General features: G+C 67.4%; 17 protein-coding genes. 7 read left to right on the forward strand and 10 right to left on the reverse strand.

Annotation, left to right across the window (positions count from 1 at the left end; translation table 11 throughout):
* Positions 1-7 precede the first annotated feature (7 nt).
* Positions 8-208: a hypothetical protein gene (locus IFT82_RS01815; protein WP_192124300.1), complete on the reverse strand. Its 201-nt coding sequence runs from the start codon at positions 206-208 to the stop codon at positions 8-10.
* 197 nt (positions 209-405) lie between these two features.
* Between IFT82_RS01815 and mnmA the strand changes: the two genes are divergently transcribed.
* A complete protein-coding gene (gene mnmA, locus IFT82_RS01820) occupies positions 406-1,515 on the forward strand; it encodes a tRNA 2-thiouridine(34) synthase MnmA (protein ID WP_192124302.1) in 1,110 nt (369 codons plus the stop codon).
* Positions 1,516-1,840: 325 nt separating this feature from the next.
* On the opposite strand, the gene IFT82_RS01825 is transcribed toward mnmA, so the two are convergent.
* From IFT82_RS01825 to pdxH, 3 genes are read right to left on the reverse strand one after another with little or no spacing between them, the layout of a single operon-like run.
* The gene (locus IFT82_RS01825; RefSeq protein ID WP_192123818.1) at positions 1,841-2,638 is read right to left on the reverse strand and encodes a PhzF family phenazine biosynthesis protein; all 798 of its coding nucleotides are present in this window, start codon (positions 2,636-2,638) and stop codon (positions 1,841-1,843) included.
* Between the two features lie 3 nt (positions 2,639-2,641).
* Positions 2,642-3,589, reverse strand: coding sequence for a cation diffusion facilitator family transporter (locus IFT82_RS01830; RefSeq protein ID WP_192123820.1), 948 nt, complete (start codon positions 3,587-3,589; stop codon positions 2,642-2,644).
* A complete protein-coding gene (gene pdxH, locus IFT82_RS01835; protein WP_192123822.1) occupies positions 3,586-4,170 on the reverse strand; it encodes a pyridoxamine 5'-phosphate oxidase in 585 nt (194 codons plus the stop codon). The genes IFT82_RS01830 and pdxH overlap by 4 nt, the downstream gene beginning before the upstream one ends.
* A gap of 188 nt (positions 4,171-4,358) precedes the next feature.
* Between pdxH and IFT82_RS01840 the strand changes: the two genes are divergently transcribed.
* Entirely contained in the window at positions 4,359-6,809 is a 2,451-nt protein-coding gene (locus IFT82_RS01840; RefSeq protein ID WP_192123824.1) for a circularly permuted type 2 ATP-grasp protein, read from the forward strand.
* A gap of 16 nt (positions 6,810-6,825) precedes the next feature.
* Positions 6,826-7,713: a transglutaminase family protein gene (locus tag IFT82_RS01845; RefSeq protein ID WP_192123826.1), complete on the forward strand. Its 888-nt coding sequence runs from the start codon at positions 6,826-6,828 to the stop codon at positions 7,711-7,713.
* Between the two features lie 79 nt (positions 7,714-7,792).
* On the opposite strand, the gene IFT82_RS01850 is transcribed toward IFT82_RS01845, so the two are convergent.
* Together IFT82_RS01850 and IFT82_RS01855 are read right to left on the reverse strand one after the other, a co-directional pair.
* Positions 7,793-8,419, reverse strand: coding sequence for a glutathione S-transferase family protein (locus IFT82_RS01850; protein WP_192123828.1), 627 nt, complete (start codon positions 8,417-8,419; stop codon positions 7,793-7,795).
* 33 nt (positions 8,420-8,452) lie between these two features.
* On the reverse strand, positions 8,453-9,313 hold the full coding sequence (locus IFT82_RS01855) for a dienelactone hydrolase family protein (protein WP_192123830.1): 861 nt from the start codon (positions 9,311-9,313) through the stop codon (positions 8,453-8,455).
* A 275-nt stretch (positions 9,314-9,588) separates the two neighbouring features.
* Between IFT82_RS01855 and IFT82_RS01860 the strand changes: the two genes are divergently transcribed.
* Positions 9,589-10,143, forward strand: coding sequence for an SRPBCC family protein (locus IFT82_RS01860; protein WP_192123832.1), 555 nt, complete (start codon positions 9,589-9,591; stop codon positions 10,141-10,143).
* A gap of 81 nt (positions 10,144-10,224) precedes the next feature.
* Here IFT82_RS01860 and IFT82_RS01865 read toward each other — a convergent pair whose 3' ends face one another.
* From IFT82_RS01865 to IFT82_RS01880, 4 genes are all read right to left on the reverse strand, one after another.
* Positions 10,225-10,857 carry a CPBP family intramembrane glutamic endopeptidase gene (locus IFT82_RS01865; protein WP_192123834.1) on the reverse strand — a complete coding sequence of 211 codons (633 nt, stop codon included), beginning with the start codon at positions 10,855-10,857 and terminating at the stop codon, positions 10,225-10,227.
* Positions 10,858-11,148: 291 nt separating this feature from the next.
* Positions 11,149-12,843 carry a sensor domain-containing diguanylate cyclase gene (locus IFT82_RS01870; protein WP_207105716.1) on the reverse strand — a complete coding sequence of 565 codons (1,695 nt, stop codon included), beginning with the start codon at positions 12,841-12,843 and terminating at the stop codon, positions 11,149-11,151.
* Between the two features lie 162 nt (positions 12,844-13,005).
* Positions 13,006-15,321, reverse strand: a complete 2,316-nt coding sequence (gene clpA, locus IFT82_RS01875) for an ATP-dependent Clp protease ATP-binding subunit ClpA (protein ID WP_192123838.1) — start codon at positions 15,319-15,321, stop codon at positions 13,006-13,008.
* Between the two features lie 121 nt (positions 15,322-15,442).
* A complete protein-coding gene (locus tag IFT82_RS01880; RefSeq protein WP_192123840.1) occupies positions 15,443-15,634 on the reverse strand; it encodes a DUF1192 domain-containing protein in 192 nt (63 codons plus the stop codon).
* Positions 15,635-15,740: 106 nt separating this feature from the next.
* On the opposite strand from IFT82_RS01880, the gene IFT82_RS01885 reads away from it, so the two are divergent.
* The 3 genes from IFT82_RS01885 (at position 15,741) to IFT82_RS01895 (ending at position 19,401) form a co-directional block, all read left to right on the forward strand.
* Positions 15,741-16,721: an NAD(P)H-quinone oxidoreductase gene (locus IFT82_RS01885; RefSeq protein ID WP_244646349.1), complete on the forward strand. Its 981-nt coding sequence runs from the start codon at positions 15,741-15,743 to the stop codon at positions 16,719-16,721.
* A gap of 228 nt (positions 16,722-16,949) precedes the next feature.
* On the forward strand, positions 16,950-17,633 hold the full coding sequence (locus IFT82_RS01890; protein WP_192123844.1) for a cell cycle transcriptional regulator TrcR: 684 nt from the start codon (positions 16,950-16,952) through the stop codon (positions 17,631-17,633).
* 73 nt (positions 17,634-17,706) lie between these two features.
* Positions 17,707-19,401, forward strand: a complete 1,695-nt coding sequence (locus tag IFT82_RS01895) for an AMP-binding protein (RefSeq protein WP_244646351.1) — start codon at positions 17,707-17,709, stop codon at positions 19,399-19,401.
* Positions 19,402-19,484 lie beyond the last annotated feature (83 nt).

Below are 19,484 nucleotides of genomic sequence, written 5' to 3' on the forward strand. Positions count from 1 at the left end.
ACGCTCTTCATCTTTGCCGCCAGCGGATGAGACGGGCCGCGACCCTGGCGTTGAACGATCCGTGCGCCGGCGCGAACGGCCCCGCCGCCACCCGGGCCACCCCGGCCATCTGCAACCCGGCCTGGATCATCGCGGTCGCGCTGCTCCCCTGCCGCACCGCCGCATCGAGCAACAACGCGACGCCCGATCCCGACGGCAGGGCCGGCATGACCCCGGGCGGCCGGTCGAAAAAGGTAAAACTTAGGTCCACGGGCGTCTTCTCGTCATCGCTGCTGAGGATGCCGCTTTACGACAAGGGTCGTGAATGTCGGGTAAAGCCATGCCTAAGCCCTCATGAACCTTTGTGAATTTTCCCGCGCATCGTGCGGCTTTGCACCAGCGGCCCCCGCCCCCTATGTGACGGAGATGGAACAGGAAGCCGATTTCCAGCTGACCGGCGACGGTGCGGGCCAGCGTATCGTGGTGGCGATGTCGGGCGGGGTCGACAGTTCGGTGGTCGCCGCACTGGCGGTACGCACCGGGGCGGAGGTGATCGGCGTCACCCTGCAACTCTACGATCACGGTGAGGCGGTGGGCCGGGCCGGCGCCTGCTGCGCGGGCCGCGACATTCGCGATGCACGCGCAGTGTGCGACCGGCTGGGTATCGCCCATTACGTATTCGATCACGAAAGCGCCTTCCGGGCGGCGGTGGTCGACACCTTCGCCGACGAATATCTCGCCGGGCGCACCCCGATTCCCTGCGTCCAGTGCAATACCGGACCGAAATTCACCGACCTGCTGGGGCTGGCGCGTGAACTGGGTGCGGATTGTCTGGCGACGGGCCATTATGTCCGCCGCGTCGTGGGACCGTCAGGGGCGGAACTGCATCGCGGGACCGATCCCGCCCGCGACCAGAGCTATTTCCTGTTCACCACCACCCAGCAACAGCTCGATTACTGCCGCTATCCATTGGGCGGCCTGCCCAAGTCCCGCGTTCGCGAGATCGCCGCCGAACTGGGGCTGGGGGTCGCGGCCAAGCCGGACAGTCAGGACATCTGCTTCGTGCCCGACGGCGATTATGCCGGACTGGTCCGCAAGTTGCGCCCCGAGGCGATCCATGGCGGCGATATCGTCGACCTCGCCGGCGCCAAGCTGGGCGAGCATCGCGGCCTGATCCACTTCACCGTCGGCCAGCGTCGCGGGCTGGAAATCGGGGGCAGCGTCGAGCCGCTCTATGTCGTCCGCCTCGAACCCGCCACCGCGCGCGTCGTGGTCGGCCCGCGACGGGCCCTTGCGGTCGATGCGGCGCGGCTGGAACGGATCAACTGGATCGGCGGGGATCATCGCGGCCCGCTGACGGCCAAGGTGCGATCGATGGCGCGGCCGGTGCCGGCCCGACTCGACGGCGATATGGTGGTATTCGATTCGCCCGAATACGGCGTCGCGCCCGGTCAGGCCGCGGTGCTGTATGCCGGTGACCGGGTGCTGGGTGGCGGCTGGATCGCGGGGACCGAAGCGGCCGCGATCGCCGCCTGACGCGGACGACCACCTTATCCTGTTTTGGTGAAGGCGGCGGGAGAGAGCATGATTGCCGCTCGATCTCCCGCCCTATCGTGTCGCCGGTGCCGGTTTGACCGGCGGCTCCGCTCCGAATTCGTCTTTGTTATTGACGGCGCAACGACAGTGAGGATCGGTTAGCCGGATCGCGGACGAAAAAAAAGGCCGGACGAGCCGGCCTTGTGAAAGTTTTTAGGAGAGGATGCCTGAAAGGCACAATCGTTGTGCATTGCAGCGCAGCATTTCGCAAGTGCAACTTGATCGTATCTGCGTGCGTTTTTTGCATCTGTAAGGCTCTGGCCTGTCAGGGCAGCAGGAAAGAACCCTCGATCACCGTGACGCAGCGACCGCCCAGCACGACGCGATCACCGTCGAGCCGGCACGACAGCCGCCCGCCACGCTCGCTTGCCTGCCACGCGCTGAACGCATCGCGACCCAGCCGCTGCGCCCAATAAGGCACGATTACGGAATGGGCGCTGCCGGTTACCGGGTCTTCCGGAATGCCGAAGGCGGGGGTGAAGGCACGGCTGACGATATCGGTGGCATCCCCCGGCGCCGTCACGATCACGAGCAGCCGCCCCTCGGCCGCCAGTGTCTGCTGATCCGGCCGGCACGCCCGCACCGCCGCCTCGTCGCGCAGGACCACCACCGCATAGCCGCCGTCATGGAACAGCGTGTCGACGACGTCGGTCACCCCGAGCGCCGCGACGATCGCCGGCAGCGGCCGGGGAACCGGCGCCATCGCCGGCAGGGCGAGCAGATACCCCGCCCCCTCGCGCCGGACCTCCAGCACCCCGGCTTGCCGGGTGCGGAACCGCACCCGATCCAGCGCGGTGTCCGAACTCAGGACGACATGCCCGCTGGCAAGCGTCGCATGGCCGCACAGCGCGATCTCGGCCGTCGGGGTGAACCAGCGCAATTCGAAGTCGGCGGCACCGCTGTCGTCCGGCAGGAAGAAGGCGGTTTCGGACAGGTTGTTCTCCTGCGCGATTCGGAGCAGCATTCCGTCGTCCAGCCAGCGCGACAGCGGCATCACCGCCGCCGGATTGCCGCCGAACGCCGTATCGGCGAAGGCATCGACCTGCGTGAAGGGAATACGCATTAGTTAAAGCCTCTTGCCGAACCAGTGCGGCGTCACGTCCGCCTCGACCAGCGGGTTGTCGGTATCGACATGCCCTTCCGGATCGAGGTGGATCAGCACCTCTACCTTGGGGAATGCCGTTTTCAGGTTGGATTCCACCGCCTCGACCAGATCATGGGCGGCACCGACCGTCAGGTTGCGGTCGACCTCCATATGGAACTGCGCGAAATCATGGCTGCCGGAGCGGCGGGTGCGGAAATCGTGGATGCCGCGCAGGCCCGGCTGGCGCGCCGCCACGTCGAGGAACGCCGCGCGCTGATCGTCGGGCCATTCCTTGTCCATCAACTGGTCGATCGCGTTGGACGACGCCTGAAACGCGCCCCAGGCGAGCCACAGCGCGATGACGATACCGAAGATCGGATCGGCCCGGGTCAGCCCGAAATACTGGTCGAGCACCAGCGCGACGATCACCGATCCGTTCAGCAGCACGTCCGACTGGTAATGGACATTGTCCGCCATGATCGCGACCGACCCGGTCTCGCGGATGATGCGACGCTGGTACCAGAGCAGCACGGCGGTCGCCGCGATCGCGACGACCGACACGCCGATGCCGAACTCGGCGTCCTGGGTCGGCGTCTCGTTGCCCAGCGCCATGATCGCGCGCCAGGCGATGCCGACCGCGGACGCGGTGATGAGGCCGACCTGGAACAGCGCCGCCAGCGCCTCCGCCTTGCCGTGGCCGAAGCGATGGTCGCTGTCCGCCGGCGTCGCCGCCAGCCGCACGCCGTACAGCGTGACGAGGCTGGCCAGCAGGTCCAGCCCGGTATCCGCCAGCGACCCCAGCATCGCCACCGATCCGGTATGCCAGGCGGCGAAGCCCTTCAGTCCCAGCAGGAAGGTCGCCATCGCGACACTGGCCAGCGCGGCCCGCGTCGCGTGTGGCACCATCTGCCGGCGTTCCTCGCGCGTCATGGGAACAGCAGTCCCTCGTTCCAGCCGTCGCCCTCATCGTCACGGATGAACACCCGGCGCTCATGCAGCCGGTGCGCGCGATCCTGCCATAACTCGATGCGCTGCGGCACAACGACATAGCCGCCCCAGAAGGGCGGGCGCGGAACATCGCCGCCGTCGAAGCGCGTCGTCACCTCGGCGAAGCGGGTCTCGAAGGTGGCGCGGCTGTCGAGCGGGCGGGACTGGTCCGATGCCCACGCCCCCAGTTGCGAATCGCGCCCGCGCGACGCGAAATAGGCATCCGACTGCGCATCGGTCGCCAGCGTCACCGGACCTTCGATCCGCACCTGCCGGCGCAGCGATTTCCAGTGGAACAGCAGCGCCGCCGCCGGATTGGCGGCGAGATCGGCGGCCTTGCGACCCTCCCGATTCGTGTAGAACACGAACCCATCCGCGCCATGCCCCTTCAGCAGCACCATACGCACCGACGGGCGGCCGGCAGCATCGGCGGTGGCGAGGGCCATCGCATTGGGATCATTCAGTTCCGCCGTCTTCGCTTCGGCATACCAGCTATCAAAGAGTGCGAGGGGATCGTCAGCCATCCGCGCGCCATACCCGATCACGGGGTCGAACGGAACGAGTCCGCGCGCGGGATCGACGGGTTTTCGAACGGGGCCGGATAGATGGCCGCCCATGTCGGGGTCCGTGCCGATTTAGGTTGCATCATCGCCCCCACCTGCGAAACGTCGCCCGTCACTGATTGGAAGGCGCGTCGATAACCGTGATCGCGATGCATCCCGCGCCCCTGTTCGATGCGGCGACCCATGCCGGTCGCTGGATCGAGGATTACCTCAGCCGTGCGCCGGCGCACGACATGATCCGCGCCGGCCCGGTCGCGCCGTGGCAGGCGATGTTCGAGGAACTGGCCGCGGTGGCGTCCGACGATCTCGGCCATGCGCGTGAACGGGTGCAGCGCCATGCCACCGATATCGGCACCGGTTTCCGCATCATCGGCGATGGCGAGGAACGGCCCTGGCCGGTGTCGCCGGTACCCCTGCTGATCGACGGCGCGGAATGGGCGGGGATCGCCGCCGGGGTGCGCCAGCGTGCCGAACTGCTGGAACGGGTGACGGCCGATCTCTACGGACCCGGACGGCTGGTCGCGGATGGCACGATCCCCGCCGCGCTGGTCACCGGCAGCCCGCTGTTCCTGCGGCCGATGGTCGGACTCGATCCGCCCGGCGGACGCCATCTGCAATTCGTCGGCATCGATCTGGCACGCGGACCGACGGGCGAGTGGCGGGTGCTGGCCGATCACCTGCGGGCGCCCGCCGGCGCCGGCTACGCGCTGGAGAACCGGCTGGCGGTTGCGCGCACGCTGGGCGGGTTGCAGGACAAGCTGAACATCCAGCGCCACGCCCCCTTCTTCACCGCGTTCCGGGCCGGCATCGCCGCCTTGTGCAAGCGTACCGATCCGCGCATCGGCCTGTTGACGCCGGGGCGGTTCAACCCGTCCTATCCCGAACAGGCGCATCTGGCGCGCTATCTGGGATTGCTGCTGGTGGAGGGCGCCGATCTCGCGGCGCTGGAGGGCAAGGTGTATGTCCGCACCATCGCGGGGCTGAAGCGGATCGACGCCCTGTGGCGGCGGCTGGACCCGCGACTGCTGGACCCCCTCGCCTTCGACACCCATTCGCAGATCGGCGTCCCCGGCCTGATCGACGCCTATGCCGATGGCGAGGTCGTGCTGGCCAACGCGCCCGGCGCGGGCGTGCTGGAGGCCCCTGCGTTCGCCGCGTTCATGCCGACGCTGGCCAGGGCGATGCTGGGCGAATCGTTGCTGCTGCCGACGATCGCCACCTGGTGGTGCGCGGGCGCGGCACAGCGCGCGCATGTCGAGGCCAATCTGGACCGGCTGACGATCGGCCCCGCCTTCGGCCACCTGCCGCTGGGGCTGGCGGACCATGCGTCGCGCGCCGATCTGCTCGCCGATCTGGCGCGGCGACCGCAGGATTATGTCGGGCAGGAGGAGGTCGCGCTGTCGACGATGCCGGCGGTGGTCGGCGACCGGCTGGAACCGCGACCGTTCGTCCTGCGGGTCTTCGCGGCGCGCGGCGGCGACGACGAATGGGTGGTGATGCCGGGCGGCTTCGGGCGGATCGGCGAGCATCCCCGCGCCACCGTCGCCGCGATCGGCGAGGGGCTGTGGTCCGCGGACGTCTGTATCCACGGCCCCGATCCGGTCACCCCCGTCTCGCTGCTGACCGCGCTCGATTCGCTGCACGTCCGGCGCAACCCCGGCACCCTGCCCAGCCGGGTGGCGGACAATTTCTACTGGCTCGGCCGCTATCTGGAACGGGGCGAGGCGTTGCTCGGCGCGATCCGGGTGCTGCTGGGCAATTCGATCGATATCGATGGCGGCGCGGTGCTGCCCCCCGCCACGCTCGGCAAGCTGGTCGGCATGATCGTGGGCGCCGGCGCGGCGGCCCATCCCGCCAACCTGTCGCGATCGACGCTGACGGGCTTCGCCCGCACCGCGATGGAGGACGAGGGCTGGCAATCGGTCGCCACCGTGAACCGCCATGCCCGCGCGATCGGCGAGGCATCGCGCGACCGGCTGTCGGCCGACATGGTGCGCCTGCTGGAGGCGCCGTTTCCGGCGCAGCGCGGGATGCTGGAACGGGCCGGGTCGCTGCAACGCCGCTATGCCGCGATCGCCGGCCTGTCCGCCGAGCACATGGTGCGCAACGAATCGTGGCGGTTCCACGATCTCGGCCGCCGGATCGAACGCGCGATGGCCAGCGCGCGCGCGCTGCGGCTGTTCGGCATGGCGGACGGCGCGCGCGGCGGCGGGCATGACGACCTGTCGACGCTGCTCGACCTGGCCGACAGCCAGATCAGCTATCGCCAGCGTTACCCGACGGGCATCGCCCGCGTGCCCGTGGTCGATCTGGTCGCGCTCGATCCGGGCAATCCGCGCAGCCTGGCGTTCCAGGCGGCGCGGATCGCGGAGCATGTCGCCACCCTGCCGGTGCTGGGTGACGACGACATGGCGGAACCGCAACAGGCCCATGCCACCGCGCTGATGGCGACGATCGCCACCGCCGACGCCGCGACGCTGAACCCCGATACGCTGGGGGACGTGGAACGGCGGCTGGGCACCCTGTCCGATGCGATCGCCCGGCGCTATTTCCTGCAGGGCGCGGAGCCGCTGCGCGCGGTCGGACTGACGCTGGCGTGACGGTGGACCTGACCCGATGATCTACGACATTCGCCACATCACCCGGTTCGATTACGGCATTCAGGTGAAGTTCGCCCGGTGCAACCTGCGGCTGAAACCGATCGACTGGCCGGGCCAGACGCTGGACGATTACCGGCTGACCGTGGAGCCGGTCGGGCGGCTGGGCGCGGCACGGGCGGAGGCCGGGCTGGCCAATGTGACGCGGCTGGTGATCGACACCCCGGTCCGCACGCTGTCGATCGAAAGCGCGGCGCGGGTGACCGTCGACCGGCTGGTGCCGGTGCCCGACGCCACCGACCCGACGCTGGCCGAGATCGCCGCATGGGCGCGCGACAGCGGCGACCCGTCCGCCGCGGGACCGGCCAACTACATCTATCCATCGCCGCTGATCCCGCTGGACCGCGATATCGGCGACTGGTGCGCGGTCGATCTCGATCCCGCCCGCGGGTGTCTGGAGGCGGGGATGGCGCTGGGGATGCGTATCCAGCGCGAGTTCCAGTTCGACGGCACCGCGACCTTCGTCGACACGCCCCCCAGCGAGGCGTTCCGGCAACGGCGCGGCGTGTGCCAGGACTTCGCGCAGATCATGATCACCGGGCTGCGCGCCGCCGGCCTGCCCGCCGCCTATGCCTCCGGCTATATCCGCACCATCCCGCCCCCCGGCCAGCCGCGACTGGTGGGGGCGGATGCGACCCATGCCTGGGTGCTGCTGTGGTGCGGCCCGGTGCGCGGCTGGGTCGGGATCGATCCGACCAACGGCATCTGGATGGCGGCCGACCATATCGTGATGGCGGTCGGCCGCGACTATGCCGAGATCGCGCCGGTCGACGGCGTGGTGCTGGGTTCCGGCGCGCAGCAGATGGACGTCAGCGTCGACGTCGCGCCGCTGGACCGGGGCGGCTGATCCGCCCGGTGGCGTCGGCGGTGCGGAAAGTCACACCGGAAAGTCACGAAAGTCGCATCCTACAGCCCCTGTCCGCGGATCAGGTCGCGGCGGCGGCATCGTCCAGTTCGGCGGCACGGATATAGGCCGGGCGGGCGTGGAGCCGATCAAGATAGGCGGCGAAGGCCGGCGTCCGTTCGATCAGGCCGAACTGCGTGTACCAGCCGATGCTCGCCCCGACATAGACATCGGCGGCGGTGAACCGGTCGCCCGCGATCCAGTCGCGCGCGGCCACCGCCCGGTCGAGCACCGAGGCGGCGAGATCGAGATGGCCATAGCCCGCCATCTGCCGCTGTTTTTCGTTGGGGGTGAGGCCCATCGCCTTGTCCAGCACCGCCGCTTCCAGCGGACCGGCGGCGAAGAACAGCCAGCGGTAATAATCCGCCCGGTCCGCCGGCGGGGGCGCCAGCCCGACATCGGGAAAGGCATCGGCCAGATAGGCGCAGATCGCCGCCCCCTCCGTCACCACCCGGTCGCCGTGGCGGATCGCGGGCACCTTGCCCATCGGGTTCACGCCCAGATAATCCGCGGTCTTCATCGCGCCGGCATAGTCGAGGACCACCGTGTCGTAGGGTGCGCCGACCTCCTCCAGCATCCAGCGGGCGATGCGCCCGCGCGATTGCGGATTGGTGTAGAAGGTGAGTCCCGTCACGATGTCTTCCCCCATGCTGTTCTGGAACAGAAGTAGAACATTTTCGGTTCAGCCGTCAAGCCGGGCGTGGAGGAACGTGGTGGTCCGCTGCCACGCCAGATCGGCGGCGGCCTTGTCGTACCGCGCGATCGAGGTGTCGTTGTTGAAGGCGTGGTCGACGCCCGGATAGGTGAACGCCTCGACCGGCTTGCCCGCCGCCTTCAGCGCCGCGACCCATGGCTCGCCGGTCGTGTTCACGCGCGTATCCTTGCCCGCATAGTGGAGCATCAGCGCGGCGCTGACCCGCGGCGCCTCCGCCGGAGCGGGGGCCGGGCCGTAATAGGCGACGCCCGCCGCCAAGGCCGGGCCGGCCGCCACCGCCAGCCGGTTGACGAACGCCCCGCCCCAGCAGAAGCCGACCGCCCCTGCCCGGCCGGCCCGGCCCGTACCCAGCAGCGTGCGGGCCTGCGCCAGCGCCAGATCGTAGTCGAGAGTGCCGATCATGGTCCGCGCCTTGTCCTCATCGGCGGGGGTGCCGCCCTGCGGCGCGAGGAAATCGGGCGCGACGGCGCGGAAACCGGCCAGGGCGACCCGGCGGGCCACATCCTCGATATGCGGGGTCAGCCCGCGATTCTCATGGATGACCAGCACGGTGGCGAGCTTGCGGGGAGCCTTGCGCGGCATGGCGACATAGGCGATCGCCGGAGCCCCGGCCTGCGTTCCCGTGGTGCGCTCCACCGACAGGCGCGCATCCCGCGGATCGATCACCGCCGCCGCGACGGGGGAAGCGGCGATCCCCAGGATCAGCGCCTCCGCCGCCGCCGTGGAGCCGACCAGCAGCGTCATCTGCCGCAGCAACTCGCGCCGGTCGCGATGTTCGTGCGTGAAGGCGTCGTAAAGCTGGATCGCGCGGTCGCGGATGTCCGACATGGCTGGCCTCTCCTGATGATCCGGCGGAGGCTAGGCCGGATGGGGAGGCATGAGAAGGGGTTGGCGGGTGTTCCCCACGCATGTGTCGGGAGGGACAGGCATGGGCCGGGCCGGGCCGGGCGACGAAGGACTGATTTTGAAAAGGCGGGCGTTGATAATCGTCATTGCATGATGCCTACATGCTTTCCGAAAAGCATCGGCGTAGCGGGCATGGATCAGCGCAAGACGAAAGCGTATGACGCACCATACCGCACCTAACCCGAGATGGATCGACCATGAACATCACCGCGCGGCTTTCTGCACTCTCTTTGCTCATATTTGGGGTGAGCGGCTGTGGTATGTCCGAACAAGATGCCACGGCGATGGCCGCCACTTACCGGGTTGACGAACGGGCGCCCATAAAATCAGCAGGATCGATCATCATATCTGCTCCGCCCCGAACGGTGTGGAAATACATAACCGACATAAATAGTTGGCCATCCTGGCGGCCGGAAGTGAGCGCCAGTCATCTAGATGGATCGCCTGCGGCAGGTACATCCTTCACATGGACTGTTGATGGTACTGATATCAAATCGCAAATCGCCGGAGTTGACGTACAAAGACGGATTGCGTGGACTGGTTACACCATGGGTTTGACGGCGATCCATCTTTGGATGGTCCAGCCGCTCGGTCCAGACAAGACATTGGTACGGACGACGGAAAGCATGACAGGCTTTCCATCGTCGTTGTTATATTCATCTGCCGATCTACAGTCGACAAACGCGAAGTGGTTGTCAGACCTCAAACGGATTTCGGAGAAGGACGACACAATCAATGATAAGCGGAAATGACATTCCCAGAATTGAACATCAACCAACATGGAAGCGGCGGCATCTGAACCGATAATAGAGTATAAATTTCAAATTATAGTTTTATGATGGCTGCTCGCGGGGCGCCATCAAAGCTATCAGCGGCAACCCTGTGTGGATGAGCATGAGCCACAGAATTTCATGCGTCACCCCATAAGCGGTGGTGAACACAAGAGCGGATGCGATGCTCGCCATCAACATCCGGCGATCTTTAATACCATGTGCGACACCGTAGGCGAGCACTGCCAATCCTATGGCCGCTACGATTCCCACTAACGGTATCAGAAACCACAGCAAAAATCCCCTATATAGGATCTCCCAACCCGACCCGGCGGCAAATGCGAACAGGATATAGCCGGCACGTTCGACTGTCGTTTGAGGAAACGGATCGTCAGCGTCTTTCGCGCTTACATCCTCTTTGCGTCGGGCAGCTACAGCTAGAGTCGCCATAAGCAATGCCGCGCCCAGCAGGCAAATCCAACCTAGCTTTGTGGGTGGAAGTCGCAATCCCAGCGCGGATGCATTTCTATTCGCGAAAGCCCATTGCAGCGCCAGAACGCTCAGGCAGCCTGATATCATCAAAACTGCCGAACGATAACGCGCGATACGAGAGCGACGAATACCGGATCGTTCCCGCCACACCACCAGCATAGGTATGCCGATCAACAGGAACGCTGCCAACGCGATATCTACCATGTCTCGGATATCGCTCCTACCGAAATGCTTCGCCGATGGCCCTTCTGTATTGAAATTATCAAAAAATCGCGAAGTGTCTTTGCCGCTAACGAACCCTTGTCGATACAGTCGTTCCGGCGTTGATACCGACAGCCGTTCGGACCCTGCGATTTCCTGAAATCTGTTCCCGATTGCTCTTTTCCAACATTGTCGCGCGGAGACGGGCATGACCGCTTTCGGGTTCGCGGATCGTCAGCCAGAGCGTCCGGCGTCTGGGCGACAGCCGCCGTCGCCGTGCCCCATGTCGAAAGCTTACACCGCCAACCCCAGCGAGGCGGCGTCGCAGGCGCGGTCGCGGCCGGCGGCCTTGGCGGCGTAGAGGGCGCGGTCGGCCTGCCGGTACAGCGCTTGCCAGTCGGCCTCGCCCAGCAGCGGGCCGGTGCAGGTGCCAATGCTGGTGGTGACCGGGATGTCGAAGGGCATCCGGGCGCGACGCAGGTCGGTCAGCAGCGTGGCGGGCGCGATGCTGGTGGCGGCGTCGCCCAGCACCGCGAACTCCTCGCCCCCCAACCGGGCGACCAGCGCGCCCGGCGGGGCGGCGGCGGTCAGCGCCCGGGCGACCGCGCGCAGCACCTCGTCCCCGCCGTCATGGCCGATCGATTCGTTGATCGTCTTGAAATGGTCGAGATCGGCGATCGACAGCGTCTGCGGCCCCGATCGGCCGATCGCCTGGGTCAGGAACGCGCGACGGTTGAGCAGCCCGGTCAGCCCGTCGATATCCGCCAGCGCGCGTGCCACCGCCTCCCGCTCGCGCGCGGCGTCGCGTTCGCGGCTGAGGGTGCGGATGCGATAGGCGATGCCGATCGCCGACAGCAGCGCCTCCAGCGCCATCGCGCCGATCGTCGAATGTTCGATCCAGCCGCCCCAGACGATCAATCCCATCGCTGCGGCGACCCGCGTCGAACCGACCGCGATCGGCGCCCCCCAGGCGATGGCGAAGACCCACAGGTAATTGCTGCGCCGCCGCCACGCCTGCACCAGCACCCACACCACGATCCCGACCAACAGCAGATAGGTGGCGGTGACCAGCGCATCGAGCAGCCGGATGTGCCAGGGGGCGGCGGCGGCGAACAGCGCGGTGGAACTGAGCAACGCGGCGACGACGACCGCATTCGCGCGTTTCAGCGGCCCATCGAACACGCGGGGTTCGAAGAAGAAGCGGGCGAACACCAGCACCGAGGCCGCCGATCCACCGAGCAGCAGGCCGCTCCACCGCAGCCGGTCGGTATCGCCCATCGTCGGCACCCATTCGACGATGATCCCCGACGAGGTCAGGCCATAGCCGATCAGGCAGAGCAGCATCAGGCAATAGGCGGGCTGGAACGCCTGCCGCAGCGCGCCCCACAAGGCGAGATTGTACACGAGCAGCGCCACCGCCATGCCGAAAAACGCGGCATAGATGGCCCGCATCGTGCCATCGCGCCGCGCCGCGCCCTCGCGATCGATCAGCATCGGCTCCAGCAGCAGCCCACGGATATTGGCCGCGCCGCGGATATGCCAGAGCAGCCGGACGGGGGGCGACGATCCGGCGGGCAGCGCCAGTTCGACGACCGACCCGACCCGCAGATAGGGGGCGATCGCTTCGCTGTTATAGCCGACCCGGTCGATCGTGCCATCGGCGCGCAGGACGTGCAGCGTGACATGCGTACGCCACAGGCTGCCGGTGCGGACCACCGGCATCGATCGCCCTGCCCCGCCTGGGCCCCCGATCGCCGCCCCGATGGCGGGTAGTCTCTCGCTCAACAGCCAGAAATCGCCGCTGCCCAGGACGCGCTGATCGATATGGCAGTCAAAGGCGGACGGCCGCGCGAACAGGGCGGCGGCGGTCATTGCCGGGCGAGCGGGCAGGACGCAGACGGACAGGACCCGGCCATCCGTGCCGCCCCCGGCATCGGCCCGGGGGCCAGCCGTCGCGGGGGCCGCCAGCATCGCCAGCAGCACCGTCATCCATCCGCAAAGCCACTGCCACCCGGTCATGGGGACGGTCTGTTAGCGCCCCGGCATGGAAACGTTAATAGCCTTGGACGCACGAACGGAGATGGAACACCGTTTCGGTTCCATCTCCGTCGGACATTTCATGCACCCGGCGGCGCGACGGTGCCTGGATCACTAGACCTCGACCGGCTCGGTCTTGCCACCCTTCTTGCGCGGCTTCTTGGGCGCGGAGGGTTCGATGGTGAACGACAGCGCGCCGTCCTTCATCCGCACCGTCACCTCGCCACCATGGACCAGCTTGCCGAACAGCAGTTCCTCGGCCAGCGGCTGCTTGATCTTCTCCTGGATCAGGCGGCCCATCGGGCGGGCACCATAGAGCTTGTCATAGCCCTTCTCGGTCAGCCACGCCTTGGCGGCATCGTCGAGATTGATGTGGACGCCGCGGTCGGCCAGCTGGAGTTCGAGCTGGAGGATGAACTTGTCCACCACCCGCGCCACTACCTCGGTCGGCAGATAGCCGAACGGCACGATCGCATCGAGCCGGTTGCGGAATTCCGGCGTGAACAGCTTCGTGACCGCCTGCTCGTCCTCACCCTCGCGGCTGAGGTTGCCGAAGCCCAGCGTCTCGCGTGCCATGTCCGACGCGCCCGCATTCGTCGTCATGATGAGGATGACGTTGCGGAAGTCGACGGTCTTGCCGTGCTGATCGGTCAGGCGGCCATTGTCCATCACCTGCAACAGGATGTTGAACAGGTCCGGATGCGCCTTCTCGATCTCGTCGAGCAGCAGCACGCAATGCGGGTTCTGGTCGACCGCGTCGGTCAGCAGGCCGCCCTGATCGAACCCGACATAGCCGGGAGGCGCGCCGATCAGCCGGCTGACCGAATGACGCTCCATATATTCCGACATGTCGAACCGCTGGAGCGGGATGCCCATGATCGCCGACAGCTGCTTGGCCACCTCGGTCTTGCCGACGCCGGTGGGGCCGGTGAACAGGTAGTTGCCGATCGGCTTCTCCGGATCGCGCAGGCCGGCGCGCGACAGCTTGATCGCGGAGGACAGCTTCTCGATCGCGCTGTTCTGGCCGAACACGACGCGCTTCAGATCGGTTTCGAGCGATTCGAGCGCCTTCTTGTCGTCGGTCGACACGCTTTTCGGCGGGATGCGCGCCATGGTCGCGATGACCTGTTCGATCTCCTTGGGGGTGATCGTCTTCTTGCGCTTGGCGGCGGGCACCAGCATCTGCATCGCGCCCACTTCGTCGATCACGTCGATCGCCTTGTCGGGCAGCTTGCGGTCGTTGATGTAGCGCGCCGACAGCTCGACCGCGGACTTGATCGCATCGGGCGTGTACTTGACGTTGTGGTGATCCTCGAACGCCGAGCGCAGGCCGGCGAGGATCTTGATCGTATCCTCGATCGTCGGTTCGTTGACGTCGATCTTCTGGAACCGGCGCAGCAGCGCGCGATCCTTTTCGAAGTGGTTGCGGAATTCCTTGTAGGTGGTCGAGCCGATGCAGCGGATGCTGCCGCCCGACAGCGCGGGCTTGAGCAGGTTCGACGCGTCCATCGCGCCGCCGCTGGTCGCGCCGGCACCGATCACGGTGTGGATCTCGTCGATGAACAGCACCGCGTGCGGCAGTTTTTCGAGTTCGTTGACGACCGCCTTCAGCCGCTCCTCGAAATCGCCGCGATAGCGGGTGCCGGCGAGCAGCGCGCCCATGTCGAGCGAGTAGATCACCGCCTCCAGCAGCACGTCGGGCACGTCGCCCTCGATGATCTTGCGCGCCAGCCCCTCCGCGATCGCGGTCTTGCCGACGCCGGGATCACCGACATAGAGCGGGTTGTTCTTCGACCGGCGGCACAGGATCTGGATCGTGCGATCCACCTCCGGCCCGCGCCCGATCAGCGGATCGACCTTGCCGATCTTCGCCTTCTCGTTGAGATCGACGGTGAATTGCTTGAGCGCGCTTTCCGTCTTGCCCTTCTCCTGTTGCCTGGCGGGCTTCTCTTCCTCGGCCGCGCCCTTGGGGGGCGTCGCCTCCGCGGTGCCGCCCTTGCCGACACCGTGGCTGATGAAACTGACCGCATCCAGCCGGCTCATGTCCTGCTGCTGCAGGAAATAGACGGCATAGCTTTCCCGCTCGCTGAACAACGCGACCAGCACGTTGGCGCCGGTCACCTCGTCGCGGCCCGACGACTGGACGTGCAGGATCGCGCGCTGGACGACGCGCTGGAACCCGCTGGTCGGCGACGGATCAGTCGCCGCCTCCACCTTCAGCGCGTCGAGTTCGGTATCGAGATAATGGGCGACCGTGGTCTTCAGTTCGCCGAGATCGACATGGCAGGCGGTCATCACCTTGGACGCGTGCTCGTCGTCGATCAGCGCCAGCAGCAGATGCTCCAGCGTGGCATATTCGTGGCGGCGGGCCGATGCGGCCTCCAGCGCCTTGTGCAGCGTGGTTTCGAGGGCGGGAGCGAATGACGGCATTACGATACTCCAGTCGGGTCCGAGGCCGGACCCTTTCCGTCTATGTCGGAACGCACCCCCCCGGCATCAAGCGCCCCGTCGATCGAAGGGGCCGGGTGCCGGGGGAAAGCTACGTTCATCATCACCGGAATAGGGCGTCGGCACTTGCGCGGTGATTAACGGCGCGTTCCAGATGGCGGCGGGACCGCCCGATCTCGCGTTCCAGCGCGGTGATCCGCGCCTCCAGCTCGGCGACCGATAGCGGGTCCAGATCCTGCATGGCCAGCACGCCGACCGGATCGTCGGACAGCGGGCGGGGATCGTCGGGTTCCATGATGCAAACGTTGACCCGTGCGTGCCGGTTGTCAATAACGGCGCGCACCGCCGACCAAGCCCCCCCCCTACAGAGACAGGCCCCGATGGACCCCATACCGACGACGATGAAGGCGATCGACCCTGCGGAGCCGGGCGGGCCGGAGGTCTTGCGGCTGGTCGACCGGCCGGTGCCGCGGCCCGGCGCGGGCGAGGTGCTGATCCGCGTCGCCGCCGCCGGCGTCAATCGGCCGGAGGTGATGCAGCGTCAGGGAAAATATCCGCCGCCGCCGGGCGCGTCGTCGATCCTGGGGATGGAATTGTCGGGCACGATCGTGGCGGTCGGCGACGATGTGGAGCCGTTCCAGATCGGCCAGCCGGTATGCGCGCTGGTGACGGGCGGCGCCTATGCCGAATATGCGGTCGCCCCGTTCGGGCAATGCCTGCCGGTGCCGGAGGCGGTGACGATGGCGGAGGCGGCGGCGCTGCCGGAGACGCTGTTCACGGTGTGGACCAACCTGTTCGAGCGCGCCTATGCCGCCGAGGGCGACAGCGTGCTGGTGCATGGCGGCACATCGGGCATCGGCACGATGGCGATCACGCTGGGCAAGTTGTTCGGCCTGAAGACGATCGTGACCGCGGGCAGCGACGACAAATGCGCCGCCGCCCGGCAACTGGGCGCGACCCATGCGATCAACTACAAGACGGAGGATTTCGTCGAGCGGGTGAAGGCGATCACCGGGGGGCGCGGCGTCGATATCGTGCTGGACATGGTCGGCGGCGATTATGTGCCCCGCAACCTGCAATGCCTGGCGGAGGATGGCCGCCACGTGTCGATCGCGGTGCAGCGCGGGGCGTCGGCCGAAATTCCGCTGTTCGAGATGATGCGCCGCCGCCTGACGCTGACCGGATCGACGCTCCGCCCGCGCAGCGTGGCGTTCAAGTCGCTGGTCGCCGAGGAGATCGTGCGCACCGTGTGGCCGTTCGTGGAATCGGGGCAGTTGAAGCCGGTGATGGACCGCAGTTTCCCCTTCGCCGAGGCCCCCGCCGCCCACACCCGGATGGAGGCGGGCAACCATGTCGGCAAGATCGTGCTGACGATGGAGTAATCGGGGGGAGTAACTGGGACGTGATCGGGCGCGCGGCCGGTGCCGGCGGGCACGGCGGCGGCGCCCGACCGACCGGATGATCGGTGGCGGCCGAAGGCGGTGTCCCGCCGGGCGCCAACGGCTTTACCGCCCGCGCCTTGCCCCGAAGGCCGGTTCGCACTAAGTCCGTATCACGTGTGGCCGCTCCGGAAAGGGGCGGCCCTTTCTGTTTATACGGAGTCTGCCCCCGTGGCCCAGCCCCTGATGCCCCATGCGACCGCTTCCTGGCTGGTCGACAACACCTCGCTCTCGTTCGAGCAGATCGCCGAGTTCTGCGGCCTCCACATCCTGGAGGTGCAGGCGATCGCCGACGATACCGCCGCGACCAAGCTGACCGGCCGCGATCCGGTGCGCGCGCACGAGGTGACGCAGGACGAGATCGACAAGGGTCAGGCCGACCCCGAATACCGCCTGAAGATGACCAAGGGGCCGGAACAGGTCCGCCGTACCAAGGGCCCGCGCTATACCCCGGTGTCGAAACGGCAGGACAAGCCGGACGGCATCGCCTGGATCATCCGCAACCATCCGGAAATCACCGACGGCGCGATCGGCAACCTGATCGGCACCACCCGCACCACCATCGCCGCGATCCGCGACCGCAGCCACTGGAACATCGGCAACATCACGCCGAAGGACCCGGTGACGCTGGGCCTGACGACGCAGCGCGAACTGGACGCCGCGGTGTCGAAGGCCGCCAAGGCGACCGGCGGCGATGCGCAGCCGACCGATACCCGGCTGGAGGGTGACCGCGAGGCGCTGATCGCGCAGTTGCAGGCGGAGCGCACCAATGCCGTGCGCGACCCCGACGCCGGCCCGCAGGGCGATGCGGCGTCGCAGGCACGCGCGCTGTTCGAGGACCCGTTCCGCCGCTGATCCGAAGGGGGCCACGGCCCCCTTCTTTTCATCCCCGTTGCACCGCGCCGCGACGTTGCTTACACCAATGTCAATGAGCACCGAATCTCCCTGGATCGACCATTATCGCCACCCCACGCGGTGGGATGAACCGATCCCGGTGCAGACGATGGTGACGTTGTTCGAGGCATCGGCCGCGCGGCGCGGGGCGGCGCCGCTGATTGACTTTCTCGGCCGCCGCTACAGCTATGCCGAGACGCTGGACGGCGCGCGGCGCGTGGCGTGCGGGCTGGCGGCGATGGGATACGGCCCCGGCGATCGCATCGGCCTGTTCCTGCCCAACGTGCCGCATTACGTCGCCGCCTATTATGGCGCGCTGATGCTGGGGGCGACGGTGGTGAACTTCTCGCCGCTGTATTCGGCCGGCGAACTGGCGGATCAGGTCAACGATTCCGGCACGCGGCTGCTGTTCACGCTGTCCGCCAGCGCGCTGTTGCCGACCGCGATCCAGGTGCTGGAGCGCAGCGGGCTGGAACGGCTGGTGGTCGGCTCGATCGCCGGCGCGCTGCCGCCGGCCAAGTCGCTGGTCTATCGCCTGTTCCGTCGACGCGAGATCGCGCCGCGCCCCGACGATCCCCGCATCGTCGCGTTTTCGGCGCTGATCGCGAACAAGGGCACCTGCACCGTGCCGGCGATCGATCCGGACCGCGACATCGCGCTGATCCAGTATACCGGCGGCACCACCGGCACGCCCAAAGGCGCGATGCTGACCCATGCCAATCTGGCCGCGAACGCCGAACAGGTCGCGCGGCTGGACCCCGATCGCGGTACCGGCGTCGATCGCATCCTGGGGGTGCTGCCGCTGTTCCACGTCTTCGCCAACACCTGCGTGCTGAACCGCACGGTGCTGACCGGCGGCGAGATCGTGATGCTGCCCCGGTTCGATGCCGGGCAGACGCTGGCGGCGCTGGCGCGCACCGGCGCGACCACCCTGCCCGGCGTGCCGACGATGTACCGGGCGCTGATCGACCACCCGCGCGCCGCCGCCGCCGATTTCTCGTCATTGCGCGTCTGCGTGTCGGGCGGGGCGCCGCTGCCGCTGGAGTTGAAGCAACGGTTCGAGGCGGTCACCGGCGCGACGCTGGTCGAAGGCTATGGCCTGTCCGAAAGTGCGGGCGTGGTATCCAGCAATCCCTATTTCGCGGAAGGGCGCACCGGATCGATCGGACAACCCATCCCCGGCACCGAGGTGAGGCTGGTCGACAAGGAAGACCCGACCCGGCCGGTCGCCGCCGGGGAGCCGGGCGAGATCGTCATCGCCGGCCCGCAGATCATGCTGGGATACTGGCAACGGCCCGAGGTGGACGACACGACGTTCGTCGTCGATCGCGACGGCCGGCGCTGGTTGCGGACGGGGGATGTCGGGGAGATCGACGCGGATGGCTTCATCCGGATCGTCGACCGGCTGAAGGACATGATCGCGGTGAGCGGGTTCAAGGTGTTCCCCAGCCAGATCGAGGCGGTGTTGCACCATCATCCCGCGATCAGGGAGGTGCTGGTGGTCGGGCTGCCCGATCCCTATCGAGGGGAAGCGCCCCATGCCTATGTCACCGTCGCGGACGATCAGGCGATCACCGGCGAGGCGTTGCGCGAGTGGCTCAATCCGCAACTGGGCCGGCATGAGCGGGTCGACCGGGTGGTGATCCGCGCCGCGCTGCCGAAGACGATGATCGGCAAGCTGAGCCGCAAGGACCTGCTGGCCGACATCGCGGCGGAACGCGGCTTGTAAGTCTATCAAATACGCGAACCGTGCCCCCGCATTGGGCGGGAACACGGTTCGGACGTATCGGCTATCGGATCGACACGGCGGCC

The organism is Sphingomonas sp. CFBP 8760, assembly GCF_014841615.1.
GTDB lineage: Bacteria > Pseudomonadota > Alphaproteobacteria > Sphingomonadales > Sphingomonadaceae > Sphingomonas.